General features: G+C 70.1%; 21 protein-coding genes. 10 read left to right on the top strand and 11 right to left on the bottom strand.

Going from position 1 to position 22,096, the window contains the following annotated elements; translation table 11 throughout:
* Positions 1-138: 138 nt before the first annotated feature.
* Positions 139-1,962 (bottom strand): cation acetate symporter, encoded by a 1,824-nt coding sequence (locus LCHO_RS12490; RefSeq protein WP_012347522.1) that lies wholly within the window; start codon positions 1,960-1,962, stop codon positions 139-141.
* Positions 1,959-2,267 (bottom strand): DUF485 domain-containing protein, encoded by a 309-nt coding sequence (locus LCHO_RS12485; protein WP_012347521.1) that lies wholly within the window; start codon positions 2,265-2,267, stop codon positions 1,959-1,961. The genes LCHO_RS12490 and LCHO_RS12485 overlap by 4 nt, the downstream gene beginning before the upstream one ends.
* A gap of 260 nt (positions 2,268-2,527) precedes the next feature.
* On the opposite strand from LCHO_RS12485, the gene LCHO_RS12480 reads away from it, so the two are divergent.
* From LCHO_RS12480 to LCHO_RS12455, 6 genes are all read left to right on the top strand, one after another.
* Positions 2,528-4,204 (top strand): ExeA family protein, encoded by a 1,677-nt coding sequence (locus LCHO_RS12480; protein ID WP_043705314.1) that lies wholly within the window; start codon positions 2,528-2,530, stop codon positions 4,202-4,204.
* A 3-nt stretch (positions 4,205-4,207) separates the two neighbouring features.
* Positions 4,208-4,993, top strand: a complete 786-nt coding sequence (locus LCHO_RS12475) for a general secretion pathway protein GspB (protein ID WP_012347519.1) — start codon at positions 4,208-4,210, stop codon at positions 4,991-4,993.
* 36 nt (positions 4,994-5,029) lie between these two features.
* Positions 5,030-6,559, top strand: a complete 1,530-nt coding sequence (locus LCHO_RS12470) for a thymidine phosphorylase family protein (protein ID WP_012347518.1) — start codon at positions 5,030-5,032, stop codon at positions 6,557-6,559.
* Positions 6,556-7,473 (top strand): ribose-phosphate pyrophosphokinase, encoded by a 918-nt coding sequence (locus LCHO_RS12465; RefSeq protein WP_012347517.1) that lies wholly within the window; start codon positions 6,556-6,558, stop codon positions 7,471-7,473. Before LCHO_RS12470 ends, LCHO_RS12465 begins: the two co-directional genes overlap by 4 nt.
* 82 nt (positions 7,474-7,555) lie before the next feature.
* Positions 7,556-7,792, top strand: coding sequence for a hypothetical protein (locus LCHO_RS12460; RefSeq protein ID WP_012347516.1), 237 nt, complete (start codon positions 7,556-7,558; stop codon positions 7,790-7,792).
* 45 nt (positions 7,793-7,837) lie between these two features.
* Positions 7,838-8,332, top strand: a complete 495-nt coding sequence (locus tag LCHO_RS12455) for a hypothetical protein (RefSeq protein WP_150105467.1) — start codon at positions 7,838-7,840, stop codon at positions 8,330-8,332.
* A gap of 4 nt (positions 8,333-8,336) precedes the next feature.
* Here the strand turns inward: LCHO_RS12455 and LCHO_RS12450 are convergent, their stop codons facing one another.
* The 4 genes from LCHO_RS12450 to LCHO_RS12435 all read right to left on the bottom strand — a co-directional run bounded on the left by LCHO_RS12450 (position 8,337) and on the right by LCHO_RS12435 (position 11,105).
* Positions 8,337-8,828, bottom strand: a complete 492-nt coding sequence (locus LCHO_RS12450) for a flavodoxin family protein (RefSeq protein ID WP_050757497.1) — start codon at positions 8,826-8,828, stop codon at positions 8,337-8,339.
* A 29-nt stretch (positions 8,829-8,857) separates the two neighbouring features.
* The gene (locus tag LCHO_RS12445; protein ID WP_012347513.1) at positions 8,858-9,703 is read right to left on the bottom strand and encodes a ParB N-terminal domain-containing protein; all 846 of its coding nucleotides are present in this window, start codon (positions 9,701-9,703) and stop codon (positions 8,858-8,860) included.
* A gap of 87 nt (positions 9,704-9,790) precedes the next feature.
* Positions 9,791-10,450 (bottom strand): 3-oxoacid CoA-transferase subunit B, encoded by a 660-nt coding sequence (locus tag LCHO_RS12440; RefSeq protein ID WP_012347512.1) that lies wholly within the window; start codon positions 10,448-10,450, stop codon positions 9,791-9,793.
* The gene (locus tag LCHO_RS12435; RefSeq protein ID WP_012347511.1) at positions 10,443-11,105 is read right to left on the bottom strand and encodes a CoA transferase subunit A; all 663 of its coding nucleotides are present in this window, start codon (positions 11,103-11,105) and stop codon (positions 10,443-10,445) included. The genes LCHO_RS12440 and LCHO_RS12435 overlap by 8 nt, the downstream gene beginning before the upstream one ends.
* Before the next feature lie 226 nt (positions 11,106-11,331).
* Between LCHO_RS12435 and ribA the strand changes: the two genes are divergently transcribed.
* A complete protein-coding gene (gene ribA, locus LCHO_RS12430) occupies positions 11,332-11,952 on the top strand; it encodes a GTP cyclohydrolase II (RefSeq protein WP_012347510.1) in 621 nt (206 codons plus the stop codon).
* A gap of 82 nt (positions 11,953-12,034) precedes the next feature.
* Here ribA and LCHO_RS12425 read toward each other — a convergent pair whose 3' ends face one another.
* The 4 genes from LCHO_RS12425 to LCHO_RS12410 all read right to left on the bottom strand — a co-directional run bounded on the left by LCHO_RS12425 (position 12,035) and on the right by LCHO_RS12410 (position 17,592).
* Positions 12,035-13,516 carry a vanadium-dependent haloperoxidase gene (locus LCHO_RS12425; protein WP_012347509.1) on the bottom strand — a complete coding sequence of 494 codons (1,482 nt, stop codon included), beginning with the start codon at positions 13,514-13,516 and terminating at the stop codon, positions 12,035-12,037.
* Positions 13,517-14,029: 513 nt separating this feature from the next.
* Complete coding sequence (ylqF, locus tag LCHO_RS12420; protein WP_012347508.1) at positions 14,030-15,016, bottom strand: ribosome biogenesis GTPase YlqF; 987 nt, start codon at positions 15,014-15,016, stop codon at positions 14,030-14,032.
* Between the two features lie 78 nt (positions 15,017-15,094).
* A complete protein-coding gene (locus LCHO_RS12415) occupies positions 15,095-16,498 on the bottom strand; it encodes an MBL fold metallo-hydrolase RNA specificity domain-containing protein (protein ID WP_012347507.1) in 1,404 nt (467 codons plus the stop codon).
* Positions 16,499-16,629: 131 nt separating this feature from the next.
* Entirely contained in the window at positions 16,630-17,592 is a 963-nt protein-coding gene (locus LCHO_RS12410) for a Bug family tripartite tricarboxylate transporter substrate binding protein (protein ID WP_012347506.1), read from the bottom strand.
* Between the two features lie 256 nt (positions 17,593-17,848).
* Here LCHO_RS12410 and garD point away from each other — a divergent pair, with 256 nt between their 5' ends.
* The 3 genes from garD to LCHO_RS12395 are packed head-to-tail and all read left to right on the top strand — an operon-like array spanning position 17,849 to position 21,708.
* The gene (garD, locus tag LCHO_RS12405) at positions 17,849-19,450 is read left to right on the top strand and encodes a galactarate dehydratase (RefSeq protein ID WP_012347505.1); all 1,602 of its coding nucleotides are present in this window, start codon (positions 17,849-17,851) and stop codon (positions 19,448-19,450) included.
* A 54-nt stretch (positions 19,451-19,504) separates the two neighbouring features.
* Positions 19,505-20,254, top strand: a complete 750-nt coding sequence (locus LCHO_RS12400) for a hypothetical protein (protein WP_012347504.1) — start codon at positions 19,505-19,507, stop codon at positions 20,252-20,254.
* A complete protein-coding gene (locus LCHO_RS12395) occupies positions 20,251-21,708 on the top strand; it encodes a S1 family peptidase (protein WP_012347503.1) in 1,458 nt (485 codons plus the stop codon). The genes LCHO_RS12400 and LCHO_RS12395 overlap by 4 nt, the downstream gene beginning before the upstream one ends.
* Positions 21,709-21,743: 35 nt before the next feature.
* Here LCHO_RS12395 and LCHO_RS12390 read toward each other — a convergent pair whose 3' ends face one another.
* Positions 21,744-22,094 carry a hypothetical protein gene (locus tag LCHO_RS12390; protein ID WP_012347502.1) on the bottom strand — a complete coding sequence of 117 codons (351 nt, stop codon included), beginning with the start codon at positions 22,092-22,094 and terminating at the stop codon, positions 21,744-21,746.
* Positions 22,095-22,096 lie beyond the last annotated feature (2 nt).

Genomic DNA, 22,096 nt, shown 5'->3' with positions numbered 1-22,096 from the left:
GTTGGCCTGACCAGGTTGACGGTGCATTGATACGCTGCCGGCGCGCTGTCCCGCTTGTCTTGCGTCAAGTCGAACTGCGTCCGGACAATGAAAAAAGGCCGGGCTTGCGCCCGGCCTTTTCATTGGACCAGAGATCGATCAGTGACCCGAGGCACCGGCAGCGCCGAGACCGGTTTCGCTGCGCACTTGCTGCGCGTCGAACAGGGCACGTTCCTTGGCCGCCTGCGGGCTGCGGTCGAGGATCGAGATCAGCCAGATGCTGACGAAGGCGATCGTCATCGAGAACAGCGCCGGCGAGCTGTACGGGAACCAGGCCGAGCCCTTCGGGTTGCCGAGCGTGGCTTCCCACACCGACGGCGACACGATGGTCAGCGCGACCGACGAGAACAGGCCCAGGAAGCCGCCGATCACCGCACCCTTGGTGGTGCAGTCCTTCCACAGCACGCTCATGAAGAGCACCGGGAAGTTGGCCGAGGCCGCGATCGCGAAGGCCAGCGACACCATGAAGGCGATGTTCTGCTTCTCGAACACGATGCCCAGCGTGACCGCCAGGACGCCGAGCGCCAGGGTGGTGATGCGCGAGACCTTCAGTTCAGCTGCGCTGTCTGCCTTGCCCTTCTTGATCAGCGTGGCATAGATGTCATGCGACACCGCCGAGGCACCCGACAGCGTCAGGCCGGCCACCACCGCGAGGATGGTCGCGAAGGCCACCGCCGAGATGAAGCCGTAGAACACGTTGCCGCCGACCGCCTTGGCCACCAGCACCGCCGCCATGTTGGCCGTGCCCGCGCCGCCCAGGATGACGCCCTTGGCAACATCCGAGTACTCGGGGTTGGTCAGCACCAGGGTGATCGCGCCGAAGCCGATGATGAAGATCAGGATGTAGAAGTAGCCGATCCAGGTGGTCGCCCAGAACACCGACTTGCGGGCTTCCTTGGCATCAGGCACCGTGAAGAAGCGCATCAGGATGTGCGGCAGGCCGGCGGTGCCGAACATCAGCGCCATGCCGAAGCTGATCGCCGAGATCGGGTCCTTGATGAAGCCGCCCGGGCCCATCAGGGCCAGGCCGACCTTGGCCGGATCGATGGCTTCGGCCTTGGTCACGGCCGCAGCAGCGGCTGCCACGGCTTCGGGCGTGGTCGCCACGGCCGCACTGGCCGCGGCAGCGGCAACGGCTGCTGCCTTGGCATTGACCGCGATGGCCGACTTGACCGCCACGCCCTGGGCGAACAGCGCTTCAGGCGAGAAGCCGAACTGCGACATCACCATGAAGGCCATGAAGGTCACGCCCGACAGCAGCAGGCAGGCCTTGATGATCTGCACCCAGGTGGTGGCCGTCATGCCGCCGAACAGCACGTAGATCATCATCAGCGCGCCGACGATGACCACCGCCATCCAGTACTCCAGGCCGAACAGCAGCTTGATGAGCTGGCCGGCACCGACCATCTGCGCGATCAGGTAGAACGCCACCACGACCAGCGTGCCCGAGGCCGCGAAGGCGCGGATCGGGCCCGGCTTGAAGCGGTAACCGGCGACGTCGGCAAACGTGAACTTGCCGAGGTTGCGCAGGCGCTCGGCCATCAGGAAGGTGATGACCGGCCAGCCGACCAGGAAGCCGATCGAGAAGATCAGGCCGTCGTAGCCGGAAGCCATCACGGCTGCCGAGATGCCCAGGAACGAAGCGGCCGACATGTAGTCGCCGGCGATCGCCAGGCCGTTCTGGAAGCCGGTGATGCCGCCACCGCCGGTGTAGAAGTCGGCAGCCGACTTGGTCTTGGCGGCGGCCCACTTTGTGATGTAGAGCGTGCCGGCCACGAAGGCGGCGAACATGCCGATGGCGGTCCAGTTGGTCGCCTGCTTGGCGGCCTGGCCGACGTCAGCACCTGCGGCCCAGGCCGCGGCGCCGGCCAGCAGCGCGATCAGCGCCACCGTGACGTTGCGAGTTGCAGAAATCCGCTTCATTTGACTTCTTCCTTCAGGATCTGAGCCGTGAGGGCGTCGAACTCGGTGTTGGCGCGACGCACGTAGATGCCCGTGATCACGATGGTGAACACGATCACGGCCATGCCCAGCGGCACGCCGACGGTGGTCACGCCGGAACCCAGGGGCTGCGCCAGGAACGGCTTGTTCCAGGCGATCAGCGCGATGTAGCCGTAGTAGACGACCATCATCAGGATCGTCAGCAGAACGCCGAACGACGTGCGCTTGGCTTTCAGCTCCTTGTATTTCGGATTGGCCCGGATCCGGACCACGATGTCATCGTTCATTTGAGGTCTCCTCAGAGAGATGTCAAAACCCTGCAAATACGTAACTGCAGGTTCTGGCTCGACTGTGCGTAAATGCACTGACCATCACCTGACGTTTCGTCTCGGACCGCAGCAGGGTCTTCCCTTACTCGGCCGGATGGTGTTGCAACGGCACCTCGCCCGGATCCGTCAGGCCCGTGTACGGTTGGCGGTCGGCGAAGGATGCGACGCCTGCGTGCCGCCGCGCCGTCGCGCCGATGCGGGCCGCTATGCTCAAGGCCATGTACGCGTCATTTTTCGGTCTGCAGCAGGAGCCGTTTTCGATCGCCCCCGATCCGCGCTACCTGTACATGAGCGAGCACCACCGTGAGGCCCTGGCTCACCTGCTCTACGGCATCCGCGGCGGCGGCGGTTTCGTGCTGCTGACCGGCGAGATCGGTGCGGGCAAGACCACGGTGTGCCGCTGTTTCCTGGAGCAGATCCCGGAGCAGTGCAACTTCGCCTACATCTTCAACCCCAAGCTCACCGTGCACGAGCTGCTCAAGGCCGTGTGCGAGGAGTTCGGCGTCGACGCGCCCTCGGCCGGCACGCCGGGCGTGACGGTGCAGGACTACGTGGCGCCGCTCAACCGCTTCCTGCTCGATGCCCATGCCGGCGGGCGCAACAGCGTGCTGGTGATCGACGAGGCGCAGAACCTGTCGGTCGATCTGCTCGAGCAGCTGCGCCTGCTGACCAACCTCGAGACCGCCGAGCGCAAGCTGCTGCAGATCGTGCTGATCGGCCAGCCCGAGCTGCGCGACATGCTGGCGCGTCCCGAGCTGGAGCAGCTGGCGCAGCGGGTGATCGCGCGTTTCCACCTCCAGCCGCTGTCGGAGTCCGAGACCGCGCAGTACGTGCTGCACCGGCTGCGCGTGGCGGGCCTGGGTTCGGCCTCGCCGTTCGACCGCAAGGAGCTGCAGCGCATCCACCGGCTCTCGCGTGGCGTGCCGCGGCGCATCAACCTGCTGTGCGACCGCGCCTTGCTGGGCGCCTATGCGCACGGCCAGTCGCGGGTCGGCCGCGAGGTGGTGAAGAAGGCGGCGCGTGAGGTCTTCGACGACGCCGCCCAGCGCGCCGCCCGCCGTGCCGCCGATCGCGGCAACCAGTTCCGCATGCTCGCCTGGGGCACCGGCATGGTGGTGCTGGCGGTGGCGGTGGGGCTGGCCGCGAGCGCCTGGCAGAGCGGCCTGCTGCGCCGGGTGGCCGGCGCGGCTGCGCCGGCAGGCGCCAGCTCGGCGAACGGCCAGGGCGCTGCGGCGCTTGCGGCCGGCGCGGCGGCGGCGGTGCCCGAAGCCGCCGGCTTCGGCGCGCCCACCCTCGACCGGCTCGACGTCGCCTACGGCTGGCGCACCGAGCAGCAGGCCTTGCGCGTGCTGTCGCGCGGCTGGGGCGAGCTGCTCGGCGGCGGCGACGTCTGCGACGAGGCCCGGCGCAAGCAGCTGATCTGCTATCGGTCCACCGTCAGCCTGGCGCTGGTGCAGCAGCTCGACCGGCCCGGCACGCTGACGCTGGTCAACGCCAACAACCAGCGTGGCCACGTGCTGCTGCTGGGCGTGAACGACCAGCTGGCGCTGCTGCAGACCGCCGACGGCCGCATCAAGGTGCCGCTGCTGAGCCTGGCGCAGGTCTGGCGCGGCGAGTTCACGACCTTCTGGCGCGCGCCACCCGGCTACCTCGAGCAGAGCCCGGGCTCGCAATCGACCGCGGTGGCTCAGATGCTGAGCCAGCAGCTGCCGGTGCCGTCGGGCCCGGACGGCGGCGCCGCATCGGCGTCGGCCGAGGCCAGCCTGCGGGCGCGCATCCACGCCTTCCAGGTGACCCAGGCGCTGCAGCCCGACGGCCTGATCGGGCCGGTCACGATGATGAAACTCAACCGCGCGCTCGGGGTCGACGAGCCGCGCCTCGAAGTCCTGAGGTAGCCCATGTCCTACATCCTCGATGCGCTGCGCCGGGCCGAGGCCGAGCGCGACCGCGGCTCGCTGCCGGGCCTGAACACCCATGCCGGCGTGCCGGTCTACGTCGACCGCCGGCTGCTCGGTCGCGGCAACCCGTGGCTCTGGCTGCTGGCGGGCATGGTCGGCGCCGTGCTGCTGGTGATGGGCGTGCGGCTGTGGTGGCAATGGGCGACGGCCGATGTCGTGCCCGGCCCCGAGGTCGCCGCGGTCACCGGCATCACCGCCGCCGCGCAGGCCCCGGCCGCCGTGCCGGCTGCGGCGGTGCCGGCGCCCCTGCCGGCGCCCGTCAAGGATCGTGTGGTGCGCGCCGAAGCCGCCCCGCCGGGTCTGCCGTCCGTGCCCTCGGCGGCACCCGCCGCGGCGCTGCCGGCGGCGGCGTCGGTGGCCGCACCGGCGCGCGTCAAGGCGGCGGCCGCCGCCGCATCGGTCTCGACCGCGGTGCCGGCTGCGAGCGCAGCCGTCGTCACGCCGCCCCGCCCGCCGGATGCGCAGCCGAATGCCGCGCCCGTCGCCCAGCCGGACGGCCGCATCCACGCGCCCGCCGACCTGCCGGCCGAGATCGCCCGCGAACTGCCGAACCTGGTGTTCGGCGGCTTGATCCAGCTCGAAGACCCGCCGCGTCGAAGCCTCATCATCAACGGCGTGATCTACATGGAGGGCGACCTGATCCAGCCCAACCTGGTGCTCGAGCAGATCCGCCTGAACGCCGCCGTGCTGCGCTACAAGGGCCATCGCTACCAGTTGCCGATCTGAGCGCGGCCGTCCGGCCCCGAACCCGAGGGTGTGTGCATGAACCCGCCTGACCTGCGCATCCGCCGCGTCGCCATCGACACCTGGCGCGAGAACGTCGCCTACCTGCACCGCGACTGCCCGGTGGTGCGGGCCTCGGGTTTCCAGGCGCTGTCGAAGGTGACGGTGCACGCCAACGGCACCACCATCAGCGCGGTGCTCAACGTGGTCGACGACGAGCGCATCGTGCAGGCCTGCGAGCTGGGCCTGTCCGAAGACGCCTTCGCACGCATGAACGTGCCCGAGGGTCACGCCGCCCATGTGGCGCCGGCCGAGCCGCCTGCCTCGATCGGCGCGCTGCACCGCAAGATCGGCGGCGAGCGGCTGTCGCGCGACGACCTGCACGCGATCGTGCGCGACATCGCCCAGGCGCGTTATTCCAAGATCGAGCTGGCCGCCTTCGTGGTCGCCACCAACGGCTACGACCTCGACCGCGACGAGGTGCTGCACCTCACCGAGGCCATGATCGCCGCCGGCCGCCGGCTCGACTGGCAGCACCAGGTGCGCGGCGGGCCGGTGGTCGACAAGCACTGCATCGGCGGCATCCCGGGCAACCGCACCTCGATGCTGGTGGTGCCGATCGTCACGGCGCACGGCATGCTGTGCCCCAAGACCTCGTCGCGCGCCATCACCTCGCCGGCCGGCACCGCCGACACGATGGAGGTGCTGGCCGAGGTCGAGCTGCCCTTCGAGCGGCTGACGCAGATCGTGCGCGACACCAACGGCTGCCTGGTGTGGGGTGGCCGCGCCGGGCTGTCGCCGGCCGACGACATCCTGATCTCGGTCGAGCGGCCGCTGGCGATCGACTCGCCCGGCCAGATGGTGGCCTCGATCCTGTCCAAGAAGATCGCCGCCGGCTCGACCCACCTGGTGCTCGACATCCCCGTCGGCCCGACCGCCAAGGTGCGCTCGATGCCGGCCGCGCAGCAGCTGCGCAAGCTGTTCGAGTACGTCGCCGACCGGCTCGGCCTGCACCTCGAGGTGGTGATCACCGACGGCAGCCAGCCGATCGGCAGCGGCATCGGCCCGGTGCTGGAGGCGCGCGACGTGATGCGCGTGCTGCGCAACGACCCGGCGGCGCCGGCCGACCTGCGCGACAAGTCGCTGCGCCTGGCCGGCCGCGTGATCGAGTTCGACCCCGACGTGCGCGGCGGCGACGGCTGGCGCATCGCCCGCGACATCCTCGAATCGGGCCGTGCGCTGGCGCAGATGAACGCCCTGATCGACGCCCAGGGCCGCCGCCTGCAGCCGCCCGCGCTCGGCGAGATGACGCACGAGGTGATCGCGCCGGCCGACGGCGCGGTCAGCGCGATCGACAACCTGCAGCTCGCCCGCATCGCCCGCCTGGCCGGCGCCCCGCAGGTGATCGGCGCCGGCGTCGACCTGTTGCGCAAGCAGGGCGATGCGGTGCAGGCCGGCCAGCCGCTCTACCGCATCCACGCCTGCTACGCCGCCGACCTGGGGTTCTCGCGCGACTTGGCCGCGCGCGACAGCGGCTACACCGTCGCCGCCACCACCCGCCCGTCATGACGATCAGCCAGGTTCTCGCCTTCGACGACGAACAGGCCCCGGCCGGCGCGCTGGCGCGCACGCTGGGCGTGCCGCTGGCGCTGATCGGGCGCCACCGTTTCCCCGACGGCGAGATCAGGCTGCGACTGCCCGCGGCGCTGCACGGCAGCGTGCTGATCTGGCGCGGCCTGCAGCAGCCCAACGAGAAGCTGGTCGAGCTGCTGATCGGCGCGCCGAGCGCCCGCGAGCTGGGCGCGCAGCGGCTGCTGCTGGTCAGCCCCTACCTGGCCTACATGCGCCAGGACATCGCCTTCACGCCCGGCGAGTCGGTCAGCCAGCGCCACATCGCGCGCCTGCTGGCGCAGCATTTCGACGCCGTGATCACGGTCGATCCGCACCTGCACCGCATCGCCTCGCTCGACGAGGTGATGCCCGCCGGCCGCGGCGTCAGCCTGTCGGCCGCCGGCCTGCTCGGTGCCTGGGCGGCGCGCCAGGTGCGCGACGTGCTGCTGCTCGGCCCGGACGAAGAATCGGCGCCCTGGGTGCGGTGTGCCGCGCGCGACGGCGCCACCGCGCTCGGCCGGCCGCAGCCGCTCGACCACGCCTGCTGCGTCAAGCAGCGCAGCGGCGACCGCGACGTGCGCGTCACCTTGCCGCCCGGCCTGGCGCTGCAGGGCCGCGCGGTGGTGCTGATCGACGACATCGCCAGCACCGGCCGCACCCTGCTCGACGCCACGAGGCAGTGCCTCGAGGGCGGCGCCGCCAGCGTCGACGTGGCGGTCACGCACGCGCTGTTCGTGGGCGACGCGCACACGCTGCTGCGGCAAGCCGGCGTGCGCCACATCTGGAGCACCGACTGCGTGCCGCACGCCAGCAATGCCGTCAGCGTGGTGCCGCTGCTGGCCGAGATCGTGCGCGACAAGTTCATGTCCTGAGCCCCCCGCGCGGCGTCGCTCGGGCGGGCGTGCCGGCTGAGGCTAAAGTCAGGCGGTCTCCGCAACATCACAGAGCTAGATCATGGCAACCAGAACGACGCCCTCCACGAAGATCGACGTCAAGGCGATCGCATCCGACAGCGGCGTGGCCGTCGAGGCCTACGACACCTACGACAGCGACGCAGAAACGCTCGCCGCCGCGCACCGGTTCGCGGCCGGCATCCTCGATCGCCTGGCGGTGATCTGCGAGTCGCAGCCCACCAAGGCACTCGACGCAGCCGCGCTGCGCAACATGGCCAAGGCCCTGCTCAACGGCTGATCCTGCCCCCCGCGGCGAAGTCTGTCGACCTCGCCGCCCACTCAAATGCTCTCTCGACAGGGCTGGAAAGCTGACATGGACGTGTTCTTCTACTGGAAAGATTTCAACGAAGACCTCAAGGCGGGTCGCGTCGGAAGTTTTCGATCCAACCGCGACAAGCTGGCCGAGCTCAAAGACGGCGCGCCCGACAACATCTGGCTTTTCAAGACGCCCAAGGGCCACAAGGGCCGCGTGCAGCTGCTGGCGCGGCTGCGCTGGACCGACACGCCGGTCAAGCCGGTGGTGCGAGAGCCCGACCAGTCCTACATCTTCTACGACCCCGAACACGCCAGCTCGGTGCGTTTTTCCGACAGCGCCACCGAGGGCGCCATCGATGCGGCGTCGGCCTGGGTGCGGCTGCACTTTCCGACCGCGGTGCGCAGCAACTTCCAGGGCGAAAACGGCCAGCAGGCGCTGCGCGGGCCGATGATCAAGGAACTGGAGCGGCTGGCCAACAGCCTCAGCACGGAGCCGTTCTACACGCCCCCGCCCAAGCCTTGAGGCGTCAGTACACCCCGAGCGCCAGCCCGGCCGCCATCGCCGCGCCCAGCTCCGCGCAGCGCTGCAGATCCGCCGCGGCGATCTGCTGGGTCTGCAGGATCTGCTCGGGGGTCTGCGCATGGGTGCAGACGATCAGCGGCTCGGCCACCGCGACCAGCCGCCAGCCGGTGGCGACGCGTTCGATCTGGCGGGCCGCGTTGCGGCCGTCGCTGCCGGCGCAGATCAGGCTGGCGTAGGGTCGCCCGTTGATGCGGTCGAGCGCGCCGTAGTAGCTGCGGTCGAAGAAATCCTTCATCAGCCCGGCGATCGCGGCGAGGTTTTCCGGCGTCGCGAACAGGTAGCCGTGCGCCGCCAGCACGTCGGCCGGGCCGGCGGCGCTGGCGTGCAGCAGCCGCACCTCGACCGGCACGCCGGCGCTGTCGTCGGCTGCGCCGGCCGCCTCGCACCGGGCGGCCTCGGCGGCCGCTTCGGCCATCTGGCGGGTCCCGCCGGTCATCGAGTGGTAGACGATCAGCAGCGTACGGGTCACGGCGTTCGAGCCTGCAGCGCCTGCAGTTCGGCCAGCTGCCGGCGCAGGTCGAGGTTTTCGGCGGTGAGCTGCGTGACGCGTTCACGCAGCATCTCAAGCTCGTCGGGCTCGGTGTCTTGCTCCGACGCGGCCGGCGTCTCGCGCGGCTTGGGCGGTTTGCTGCGGGCTTCGCGCACGCGCCTGGCGGCCTGCTTCAGCTCGTCGGCACCTGCCGTGGCGGCGGCGATCTGTTCCTCGGCCGGCAGGGTGGCGACCGCGGCGGCGGCGTTGATCGAGATCGTGCCCGCGCGCACCGCCGCGACCACCTCGGGCGCGGCCTGCTTGCGGATGCGCTCGATCATCACGACCTGGTTGCTGCTCAGGCGCGCCGCCTTGGCGATCGCCTCGCGGCTGTCCATGCGCTCGGGTGCCGGGCTGGTGGCGGCGGGCGTGGGCGGCGGGGCCGTCTCGGCTGCTGCCGGCGGGGCGGGCTCGTCGCGGGCCGGCTCGGCGGGCTGCGGCGCGAAGGCCCGGGCCCGTTGCCCGGCGACGATCTCGCTCTTGCGCAGCGCCAGCAGGCCGCGCTGGAAGTTCGAGACGCTGCGCCGGCCCAGGTGCTGGTCGATCATCCACAGGTGCACGTCCTCGAGCGACTTGAAGCGCGGGTTCTGCACCGTCCGGAACGGCAGGCCGTGCTTGAGGCACAGGCGATGGCGGTTGTGGCCGTCGACCAGCACGTCGCCCCACAGCACCAGCGCGTCGCGGCAGCCTTCGGCCAGCAGGCTGCGCTCCAGGGCCTCGAGTTCCTCCGCGGTCAGCGGGTCGATGTAGGCCTGGAGTTCTGCGTTGACGACGATGTTCATGGCGCTCGGACCATCCGGCTGGCGGCTGGCGGGTGGCTGGAAAGGGGGCGTGATTCTAGAGGCGCGCCCCGTCCGGGCCCGCTGCCGTCAGGACTGCACGGTGCCCATCGTCGGCACGTCCTCGGGCACGATCAGCCGGGTGCCGGTGGCCGCCTGCACCTGCTCGACCGTCACGCCCGGCGCCAGTTCCTTGAGCACCATGCCGGCCGACGTCGGCAGCAGCACCGCCAGTTCGGTGACGATCAGGTCGACGCAGCGCGACGAGGTCAGCGGCAGCGTCAGCGCGTCGACGATCTTGTGCTCGCCCTTGGCGGTGTGCGTCATGGCCACGATCACGCGGCGCGCGCCGGTGACGAGGTCCATCGCGCCGCCCATGCCGGGCACCATCTTGCCGGGCACCATCCAGTTGGCCAGCCGGCCGTTGCGGTCGACCTGCAGGCCGCCGAGCACCGTGACGTCGAGGTGGCCGCCGCGGATGAGGCCGAAGGACATCGCGCTGTCGAAGGTGGCCGCGCCGGGCAGGGCGCTGATCGGGCGCCCGCCCGCGTCGGTCAGGTCGTCGTCTTCGAGGCCGTGTTCGGGCACCGACTGCATGCCGATGATGCCGTTCTCGGACTGGAAGAAGATGTGCGCGTCGCGCGGCACCAGGCCGGCGACCAGCGTGGGCAGGCCGATGCCGAGGTTGACGAGCGTGCCGGGGCGCAGTTCCTGGGCCACGCGCGAGGCGATGAGCAGCTTGTCATCCATGTGCGGACTCCTTGGCGATGATGTGGGTGACGACCACCGACGGCGTCATGACGGCGTCGGGCGGGATCACGCCGACCGGCACGATCTCCTGCGGCTCGGCCAGCACGACGTCGGCGGCCATCGCGATCAGCGGGTTGAAGTTGCGCGCCGTCAGCGCGTAGGCGAGGTTGCCGATGTGGTCGGCCTGGCGGGCGTTGACGAGCGCGAAATCGGCCCGCAGCGGCAGCTCCAGCAGGAACAGGCGGCCCTCGATCTCGAGCGTGCGCTTGCCGTCGGCCACCACCGTGCCCACGCCGGTGGGCGTGAGCACGCCGCCCAGCCCGTAGCCGCCGGCGCGCACGCGCTCGGCCAGCGTGCCCTGGGGCACCAGGTCGACCTCGAGCTTGCCGGCGATCATCTGCGCCTGGGTCTCGGGGTTGGTGCCGATGTGGCTGACGATCGCCCGCTTCACCAGCCCGGCGCTGATCAGTTTGCCGATGCCGACGCCGGGGCGCGCGGTGTCGTTGGCGATCACGGTCAGGTCGCGCTTGCCCTGGCGCACCAGTTCGTCGACCAGGCGATGGGGGGTGCCCACGCCCATGAAGCCGCCGATCATCAGCACCGCCCCGTCGGGGATGCGGGCCACGGCGTCTGCCGCCTTGATGGTCTTGCTCAAGATGGATGTCCTCTGCGTTGAATGCCGGGGCACGTTTGTGCCATCACTGCATGACGGTGAGCCTACACGGCGACGGGGCTGCAGACTTGTCGCAGGTCAAGCCGACGGGTTCGGCCGGCGCGCGGCCGCTGCCGGTGCACGAACGGTGGCCGCAGCCGCAACCGCAGCGACGGGCTCCGGCGGATGCGATCATGCGGATCAAGAGGAATTGCCCGAACCGACCGCCATGAAGTCCGAACCCGCCACCTGCCTGCAGGCCCGCATCGAGCGCGGCGCCAGCGCCCGCCTGCCCACGCCGCACGGCGAGTTCACGATGACGTCGTACTTCGACCTCACCACGCGCATCGAGCACCTGGCGCTGCACGTCGGCGAACTCGCCGGCGAGGCGGTGCTGGTGCGGGTGCACTCGGAGTGCCTGACCGGCGACATCTTCGGCTCGCTGCGCTGCGACTGCGGCCCGCAGCTGCAGATGGCGCTGGCGCGCATCGCCCAGGTCGGGCGCGGGCTGGTGATCTACATGCGCGGGCACGAGGGGCGCGGCATCGGCATCGACCAGAAGCTGCGCGCCTACACGCTGCAGGACCAGGGGCTGGACACGGTGGAGGCCAACCTGGCGCTGGGCCACCCGGCCGACAGCCGGCGCTTCGAGGCGGCGGCGGCGATCCTGCACGACTTCGGGGTGCGCTCGGTGTGCCTGATGAGCAACAACCCGCTCAAGCTGCTGGCGCTGCAGGAGCACGGTATCCGCATCGAGCAGCGCGAGCCGCACGAGATCGAGGCCAACCCCGAGAACGCCAGCTACCTGGCCACCAAGCGCGACCGGCTCGGGCACCTGCTGGGCGGCTGACGCGGGCCGGCGTCAGTCCGGTGGTGCATCCGCGGCGTCGACACTCGCCGCCGCGGCATCGCGCGCCAAGCTCTCACCCGGATCAGGCGGTACCTTCCCAGTAGCGCCGCGCCTTGGCATAGGCTTGGGCGCCGGTCTTGATGCCGATGTCCCGGCCGGCGTTGTTGCCGTCGGCGAAGTGGAGGCCCCCATACAAACGGGACATGCCTGCTTCTTCCGCGGCCTCGGTAAAGCTGGCCCAGGCCAGGGTGACCGGCGCGGCCGGCAGGCCGGTGTCGGCCGTCAGGGAGCGGGCGACAATCACCGCACTGTGGCCGAAGCTGTCGCTGCCGGTGAAACTGCGCAGCACCTCGGCCCCGGCAGCGGAGAAGGCGCTGTGGCCCGAGGTGTATTCCGCAAAGGGCGGGGTCGGGAATGTGTCGCGCTGGAAGGGGCGCCAGCTGGCCCCACTGATGTTCACCACACCCGCGGCCGGCCCGCCGGCGCCATAGCCCTTGATGGTCTGGCTGTTGAACAGGTAGCGAATGGCGGTGACGGGGCGCACGTAGTCGTAGAAGCGCTTGCATTCCCAGGTGGCGATGCTGGCGTCGAAGATGGCATTCGTCAGCGCGAAGAACAGGCGCACGTCCCGGTCGTTGTCGTACTTGTCGCGCGTGGAAATGTACTGGGCAAACAAATTCCAGTGCCCCGGCGGCAGTTCGGAACTCGGGCCGTCGGCCCAGTATTCCGAGATGCACTTCTGCTTCTCGGTCAGGTTGGGCAGCAGATCGACGAGTTGCTGGGCCTGGGCGGTGAAGGCAGGCGTGTTCAGGGCTGCCGGCGGTGCAGGGCGGAACTGGCTGGCCGAACTCATGGCGAAGGACCGGACATGACGCCAGTGCGGCGCAATGAAGCCGGGCGTGCGGGTCATGCCGGCCCCGTCAGTGAAGGTCAGGGGCTGCCAGCGGTCGGGGGCCGGAATCGCCGAAAGCACGGTGCCGCCGGTGAACACGGTGGCGGGGTTGGCGGGCGCATAGCCGGTGTAGTCCGAGTAGGGGATGCCGGAGGCGGTCAGGCTGCCGTCCTGGTTCGCGCCGTCGCCGCGGCGGTAGTCCATCACGGCCTGCGCGGCGAGGTTGCCGATGCCTTCGGGCTGGGCCGGATCGACGGAGCTCGATGGGCTGAAGCCGAGCTGACTCATCAGTTGGTCAAAGATGGGCTTTTGCGCCGGGTACTGGTTCAGGCCGGCGGCATAGGCGGCCTGGCTGATGGCCTTGACCTTGGCTGCGGCGCTGCGCTCGGCTCCGGGGCGGCGCAACGCACCGCGCAGCTGGGTGCCGACGGCCACGGCGTCATAGGCGGCCCAGGCATCGAACATGGCGGTGTGAATCACGGCCAACGAGCGGGCCACCATCGGCGGACCGGGTTTGGCGTCGCGCACCGCGGCCAGGGCCGCGCTGTTCCACAGAATCACCACCCGGGGCTGGGGCGCTTCCTTGTCCGGCTCGCTGCCGCCACCACAGCCCTGCAGCGTGGCGGCGGTAGCGGCCATGGCGCCGTACTGCAAGAAATCGCGTCTATTCATGGGTTTCTCTGACCGTTGATTGCGCAGTCCGGCGCGCCAGGATGGGCGAGGTTTCTGCATGGTGTGGAACCGAAGCGCTGAAACCCGAACCCATGAAAGGTCTGCCATGTTCGAACGGACAGGAGCTGGGCGAGTGCAGCGATGCGGCGCAAGCCAGCGCCGCCTGTGCGCGGGCTGAGGCTGGGGAGCTCGGACGGCCTCAGGCCAGTCGGAGCAGGGCCGGCGGTTTTATCATTTTTTCCGGTTTAGGACCGCGGGGCGCTCATCGAAGTTCTGCACAAAGCGAAGTTCTGCACAAAGCAAAAGCAGCGTCCCTGTGCCCACCCGGCGCTGAAGCCGGAATTTGAGATTGGTGCACTCGCTTGGCAGGCGCACTCATGCCTGCGCTGCGATCAATTTGCCGCGCACCATCCAAAGGTTGGACATCCACGAGATCGGGCCTGGAACGCCGGCTACCTGGCCACCAAGCGCAACCGGCTCGGCCGTCTGCTGGGCGGCTGACGCGGGCCGGCGTCAGTCCGGTTGCGCGTCCGCGGCGTCGGTACTCATCGCCGCCGCCGCGGCTGCTGCTGCTGCGTCGCGCTGCGGGATCTTCTTCTGGTTGCGCGCATCGCGCCGGGCCTGCCGCTGGGCATCGAGCACCTGGCCGGCCGCCTGCCACTGCATGAACTCGTCGGGCGTCTCCAGCGTGATGCGGCCCCAGGTGCCGGTGCGGAAGTCGGTGATGACGACCTCGGCGGCCTTCTGCAGGTTGACCTTGCCGCCGGCCATCAGGCCGCCGCGCTTGCGGCCGATGTCGGCCAGCAGGGCCTCGTCGCTCAGGCCCGCCAGGTCGGCCAGCTTGTAGCGCGCCTGCAGCCGATCGGCGTAGTGCGGGCGCACGCGGGCCAGCAGGTCGAGCGCCACTTCTTCCTCGTCGTAGGCATTGCGGCCGATGCCGCCGCTGGCCGCGAGGTGGTAGCCGCTCTGCTCGACCGTGATGCGCGGCCACAGCATGCCGGGCGTGTCGTACAGGTAGAAATCGCTCGCCAGCGTGAGGCGCTGTTCGACCTTGGTGATGCCGGGCTCGTCACCGGTCTTGGCCGAGCGCTGGCCGAGCAGGGTGTTGATCAGCGTCGACTTGCCCACGTTCGGGATGCCGCAGATCAGCACCCGCACCGGCTTGACCATGCCGCCGCGCAGCGGTGCGAGCTCACGGCAGGCCGCGATCAGCTGGCGGGCCGGCGCGGTGACGCTGGCATCGAGGCCGATCGCGTTCGTGCCGGGCCGCGCCTGGTAATGGGCCAGCCACAGCGCGGTGCGCGCCGGGTCGGCCAGGTCCTGCTTGTTGAGCACCTTGAGCGCCGGCTTGCCGCGTGTCAGGTCGGCCAGCAGCGGGTTGGCGCTCGAGCCGGGCAGGCGCGCGTCGAGCAGCTCGATCACCACGTCGATTTCCGGCAGTCGCTCGGCGATGGCTTTCTTGGTCGAGTTCATGTGACCCGGAAACCACTGGATGGGCATGTGACGGTGCTTTCAGATGACACCCGCGAGGCTTCGCGGTTGGGCCCGATTGTCGACGCAGGCGGCGGTCTGCCGCCGTCAGAGCTCGATCCGGGCGCCCGCTGGCGGCGCCTCGACGCGCCAGCCCAGCTCGGCGGCGATGGTGTCGGCGAAACCGCAGGCGGTGGCCGACTCGCCGTGCACCACGAAGGTCTGCGCCGGCGCGCGCCTGAAGCCGCGCAGCCAGCCCAGCAGCGCGGCCTGGTCGGCGTGGGCCGACAGGCCGCCGATGGTGTGCACGCTGGCGCGGACCTTCAGCTCCTCGCCGAAGATGCGCACCTGCTTGTCGCCGTCCACCAGCCGCCGCCCGAGCGTGCCGACGGCCTGGAAACCGATGATGACGACGGCGCACTCCGGGCGGCCGAGGTGGTGGCGCAGGTGGTGCTTGATGCGCCCGGCGTCGCACATGCCGCTGGCGGCGATGATGATGGCGCCGGCCTTGATGCGGTTCAGCTCGATCGATTCCTCGACGCTCTGGGTGAAGCGCAGGTGCAGCGGCCCCTGCCGTGCGTGGCGCTGCGACAGCTGCGCCCGGGTCTCGTCGTCGAGGAACTCGGGGTGCTTTTCGGTGATGGCCGTCACCTTGTCGGCCATCGGCGAATCGACGAACACCTGCAGCGGTGGCAGCCGGCCGCTGCGGCACAGGTCGGTCAGCAGGTACAGCACCTCCTGCGTGCGCCCGAGCGCGAAGGCCGGGATGATGACGTTGCCCTGGCGGCGGCGCAGCACGTCCTCGATCACCCGCACCAGCTCGTCGACGGTTTCCTGCATCGGCCGGTGCAGGCGGTTGCCGTAGGTCGACTCGACCACCAGCACGTCGGCGTCGGCGATCGGCGTCGGGTCGCGCACGATCGGCCGGCCGGGCTGGCCGAGGTCGCCCGAGAACACCAGCTTGCGCGTGCGGCCGGGCTCGTCGAGCCAGATCTCGGCGATCGCCGAGCCGAGGATGTGGCCGGCGTCGCGGAAGCGGCAGCGCACGTCGGCGTGCGGCTTGAGCTCGGTGTCGTAGGCGACGCCGCGCACCTGCGCCAGGCAGGCCTCGGCCTGTGCCACCGTGTACAGCAGCTCGGCCGGCGCCGCGCCGTTGCGGGGCGTGCGTCCGCGCTTGCGCTGGGCGCGGGTCCAGTCGGACTCCTGGATGAAGGCGCTGTCGAGCAGCATCACCGACAGCAGGTCCGCGGTGGCCGTGGTGGTGTGGATCGGGCCCTTGAAACCGAGCGCGCACAGGCGTGGCAGCAGGCCGCTGTGGTCGATGTGCGCGTGTGTCAGCAGCACGAAGTCGAGCGTGCGCGGATCGAACGGCCAGCCCTGGAAATTGCGCTCGCGGACCTCGCGCCCGCCCTGGAACATGCCGCAGTCGACCAGAAAGCGCACCTCGTCGGTCTCGACGAGAAAACACGATCCGGTGACTTCCTGCGCGGCGCCGATGAAGCTCAGTCTCATGCGTCTCTCCGGTTGGGCGGGAGCGGCCGGCTGCGGCTGCGGGCCTGACCGTGCCCCGGTTCCAGTCTACGAGCAACGCCTCGACGTCATCTTGCGCACGCACAGGCCCGGGTCGGGCGAGGCGGCCCGGCTCAGTCGGCCGTGATCTTGCCGACCTCGATCACCTTCTTCCAGCGCGCGAACTCGGCGGCCTGGAAGGCGGTGAACTGCTCGGGCGTGTTGGCGACGATCTCGAAGCCCAGTTCCAGCAGCTTGGGCTTGATCGAGGCGTCGTTCAGCGCGGCCACGATCGACTCGTGCAGCTTGCTCTTGATGTCGGCCGGCAGCCCCTTGGGCGCGGCGAGCGCCTGCCACGAATAGACCGTGGCGCCCTTGATGCCGGATTCTTCCAGCGTGGGCACGTCCGGCAGCAGCGGCGAGCGCTTGGCGCTGGTGATGGCCAGCGCGCGCAGCTTGCCGGCCTTGATGTTGGTGAGACCGGTGTTGATGTTCATGAAGGTCGCGTCGACCTGGCTGCCCAGCAGGTCGGACATCGCCGGCGCGCCGCCCTTGTACGGCACGTGCAGGCCGCTGGTGCCGGTGATCTGCCAGAACAGCTCGGCCGTCAGGTGGTCGCTGGAGCCGTTGCCCGACGAGGCGAAGCTCATCTTGCCCGGGTTGGCCTTGTGGAAGGCGATCACGTCGGCCAGCGTCTTGTGCGGCGAGTTGGCCGGCACCGCCAGCACGTTGGGCGCCTGCACCGCGACGGTGATGTAGTCGAAGTCCTTGAGCGGATCGTAGGCGGCGCTCTTGATCAGGTGCGGCCCGATCACGAACGGCCCGAGCGACGAGACGAAGATCGTGTAGCCGTCCGGCGCCGCGCGCTTGGCCTGCGCCGCGCCGACCGTGCCGCCGGCGCCGGCCTTGTTCTCGACCACGAAGGTGGCGCCCAGCCGCTCCTGCAGCTTGGGCGAGATCGCCCGCGCGATGGCATCCGTCGAGCCGCCGGCCGGGAACGGCACCAGCAGCGTGACCGGCTTGTTCGGCCAGGCCTGGGCCTGCGCACCGGTGGCGGTGACGAGGGCGGTCAACAGCGTGATCAGGGTCTTCTTCATCGGGATGTCTCCGGCGGGGTGAACGGGCTGGGATGTGATTTGTTGTACGTCATCGTATAACTTGAGTTGAGGTTTGAAGTCAGCAAAACTACGCATGAATCCGGTTCCAGATTCAAACTGGACCCCAAACCGTCGAATCAGCGTTAACCCTGATGTTTGCGGGTGGATGACCCTCTAAAGTTCGCTCGGCATGTTGTACGACAACATATGACGAGTGGCGCAAGCCATTCCCGACGCGATCCAACCGAAACCCCCGATGCAAGCCAGCCCCCCGACCCCCGCCGCCCGTCCGCCGCTGACCATCCGCATGCACGAGCGCGACAACGTCGCCATCGTCGCCAACGACGGCGGGCTGCCGGCGGGCAGCGTGCTGGCGTCCGGGCTGGTGCTGGTCGACCGCGTGCCGCAGGGCCACAAGGTGGCGCTGGTCGATCTGGCGGGCGGGGCACCGGTGCTGCGTTACGGCATCCCGATCGGCTACGCGCTCAAGGACATCCCGGCGGGCAGCTGGGTGCACGAGCGCCTGCTCGACATGCCTGACGCGCGCGGGCTCGACGACCTGCCGATCGCCACCGTCAAGCCCGAACCGCTGCCGCCGCTCACGGGCTACACCTTCGAGGGCTACCGCAACGCCGACGGCTCGGTGGGCACGCGCAACATCCTGGCCATCACGCAGACGGTGCAGTGCGTGGCCGCCGTCACCGATTTCGCGGTGCAGCGCATCAAGGCCGAGCTGCTGCCGAAGTTTCCCAACGTCGACGACGTGGTCGCGCTCGAGCACGGCTACGGCTGCGGTGTGGCGATCGACGCGCCCGACGCGCCGGTGCCGATCCGCACGCTGCGCAACATCAGCCTGAACCCGAACTTCGGCGGCGAGGTGATGGTGGTGAGCCTGGGCTGCGAGAAGCTGCAGCCCGAGCGCCTGCTGCCGCCGGGCAGTTTTGCGATCGTGGATGAGCGCAGCGTCGCCGATGTCGGCGCCAACGAGGCCGCCACGCTCGACGTGGTCTGCCTGCAGGATGACGCGCACGTCGGCTTCATGTCGATGGTCGACTCGATCCTGCGCCAGGCCGAGGAGCACCTCGAACGCCTGAACGCCCGCCGGCGCGAGACGGTGCCGGCGAGCGAGCTGGTGGTCGGCGTGCAGTGCGGCGGCAGTGACGCGTTTTCAGGTGTCACGGCCAACCCGGCGGTGGGTTTCTGCACCGACCTGCTGGTGCGCGCGGGCGCGAGCGTGATGTTCTCCGAGACCACCGAGGTGCGCGACGGCATCGACCAGCTCACCTCGCGCGCCAGCACGCCCGAGGTGGCCGAGGCCGTGATCCGCGAGATGGCGTGGTACGACGCCTACCTCCGGCGTGGCGGCGCCGACCGCAGCGCCAACACCACGCCGGGCAACAAGAAGGGCGGGCTGTCGAACATCGTCGAGAAGGCGATGGGCTCGATCGTCAAGTCGGGCTCGGCGCCGATCTCCAACGTGCTGTCACCGGGCGAGAAGTTGAAGCACAAGGGCCTGACCTACGCCGCCACGCCCGCCAGCGACTTCATCTGCGGCACGCTGCAGCTGGCCGCCGGCATGAACCTGCACGTCTTCACCACCGGCCGCGGCACGCCCTACGGCCTGGCGCAGGTGCCGGTGATCAAGGTCGCCACGCGCAGCGACCTGGCGCGGCGCTGGCACGACCTGATGGACGTCAACGCCGGCAGCATCGCCGACGGCACGGCCACCATCGAGCAGGTCGGCTGGGAGCTGTTCCGCCTGATGCTCGACGTCGCCAGCGGCCGTCGCAAGACCTGGGCCGAGCACTGGAAGCTGCACAACGCGCTGGTGCTGTTCAATCCCGCTCCGGTGACCTGACCTGTTCGGTCGCAGGCCTTGCCAAGGCCGCTCGCATGGACGAGCATCGGCGCGATGGACACGGCCGCTGAAGAATCACCGCTAGGCGCCAACCAGCCGGCCCCCGCGCAGCGCAACGCGGTGGCGACGGATCTGCTGTCCGGTGCCGGTCTGGGCCTGCTGCTGGGGCTGATCGTCGGGCTGGCCATCTCGCCGGTGGTCGGCGTCGTGGTCGGTGGGCTGGTGTCGCTGCTGGCGGTGTTCCTGGGCCTCGACAGCCGGGCCGACGCCAACCCCGCCGTGCTGGCCCGGGTGCAGATCAACGGCGTGCGCATCGGCGCCTTCGGGCTGGCCGCGGTGGCCGGCGTGCTGCTCGGCCAGTACGTGCGCATCAACAACCCGATGGCCGAGACCCCCGAGCGGCAGCTTGCCCGCTGGCGTGCGGCGTTTCCCGACAACCCGGCGCTGGCGGCGCAGATGATGATCAAGGAGCGCACGGGCATCACGCCCGGCGCGCTCAGCTTCGACCGCGACGCGCCGCCGACGACCGTCAAGGCCGCCTCGGGGCCGGTGCCGATCCAGCCCGGCCTGTTCGGCGGCGAATCGGGCAAGGACCTTTGCGGGGATCTCGCCCCCGATCGCTTCGGCGATGACGTGCAGAAGATCCTCGAAGCCTACGCGGTCGAGGGCGGGCCCTATGCCGCGGCGGCCCGCAGGATCGGCGAGTTGCCGCCGGCGCATCGACTCAGTTCCCTGTCCGCGGTGCACGCCCTGCTGTGCGAGCTGCAGGCGGCGCAACGCAAGCAGAAAGGGCCACCCCCATGACATCACACCCCTGCGCGCGCAGTGCGCTGCCGCTGCTCCTCGTGTGCTCGGCGATCGCCACGCTGTGGCCGGCGCCGGCCGGGGCCCAGCCCGATCGTTCGCACTACCAGGCGGTGCTCGAGGTCACCTGCAACCTGCCCAACGGCAACGTGATGAAGTCGACCGGCTTCGTCTGGCTCGATGCCGACCGGGTCGTGACCGCGCTGCACGCCGTGGCCGGGTGCACCAGGACCCAGGTCTACAGCGAGCACCTGAAGAAGAGGCTGTCGGCGACGATCGACAGGGTCGATCTCGAGGCCGATCTGGCCTTGCTGAAACTGGGCGAGCGGCTCGACGTGACCCCGCTCAAGCACCTGACCGCCGAGCCCGATCTGCGCAGCGACCGCTACCGCGTGGTCGGCTACCCGCTGGGCATCGCGAGGATGGACAGCGACGAGGCGGTGTTCGCCGACGGCCTGCAGGGCGGCATGATCACGCTCAAGGATGCCTACGACTCGGTCAGGAGCCAGCGCGACCTGTTCGCCGGCGTCGCCTTTCCCAGGACCAGCGCGACGGTCTTCCGGGTCAAGAGCCTGCTGCAGCCGGGCCAATCGGGGGCGCCGATCCTGGACTCGAAGGGCCGCGTCGTCGCCATCGTCGACGGCGGCATGCTGGAGGGCTGGCGAGGCCTGAACTGGAGCATCCCCGCCCACAAGTACCTGCCGGGCCTGCCGAGCTCGAGAGACGCCAAGCCCACCCAGCCGTCGGAGTGGGCCAACCTGTTCAGCAGCGTCACGCCCGCCGAACCCAAGTCCATCGTCATCCCCGATCGCGTGCGGGCCGGCGACTCGCCCACCAAGGTGGCATTGAAGCGGGTGCGCACCATGACGCTGGCGGCCTTCGAGCAGATGCTCGTCCGCAAGGGCCAGCCCGACGGCAACATCACGTTCATCCGCCAGACGCTCACGCCCGCGGAGTTCGACCGGCTTTCCTTCGACATCTGGGAAGACCCGGCCACCGGGGCCACCTTCGGTGTGCCGGCGTCGGTCAAGCTGGCCTGGAACGCCGGCATCGCCGCGGTCGACGCCAGCACGCCCAGCGGCAAGGCCCGCATGATCATCGGCGTCCTGACCAGCCCGTCCTACGCCGACGCCAAGGTGTCGGGCCGGCAGGCGTTCCTGAACCCGATCGTCAAGCTGGCGCAATGGAAGCAGTCGCCCGCAAGCCTGACGCTGTCGCGCGACGGCGACAGCGTCGAGTACGCCAACAACGCCAACTTCTTCCACGGCGTGGACCGCTCGACCGGCCAGCCCGTCAGCCTCAACCTGTCGCTGACGGTTTCCGGCCGGCAGCTGCTGGGTTATGCGGTGTACGGGCCCGAGGACATCGCCCGGGACCTGTCGCCACAGGATCTGGCCACCTACCTGATGATGCAGATGGGGGCCCAGAACCTGTCCGATTTCGCCGCGCATTGAGGGCCGCGGGCCGGCTCGGCGCCGTGCCTGCCGGTTCAGTCGCGCGGCTCGTCGCCCGGCCTGCCGGCCGGCGGCCCCGACCAGTCGACGCCGCGGGGGCGGAACACGTTGCCGTCCCATTCGCCCTGGGGCGCGCTCGATCCGCCACGGGCGCGCCGGATCGCCTCCTGTGCCAGTTGCCGCGCGGCTTTCGGATCCGGCCGGGCCGGGCCGGGTGCGCGCCGCCGCCGGATCAGGCCGGCCAGCCATCCGTACAGCGCCACGCCCTGTCCGCGCAGGGTGCGGCCGACGCGGTCGAGCCGCTCACGCGCACGCGGTCGCAAGGCCATGCGCACCAGCAGCAGCACGCAGATGAACAGGCCCAGGCTCGCGAGGACGGTTTCCATGG

It is taken from the genome of Leptothrix cholodnii SP-6 (assembly GCF_000019785.1).
GTDB lineage: Bacteria > Pseudomonadota > Gammaproteobacteria > Burkholderiales > Burkholderiaceae_C > Sphaerotilus > Sphaerotilus cholodnii.
This window is presented reverse-complemented; position numbering and strand designations above follow the sequence as displayed.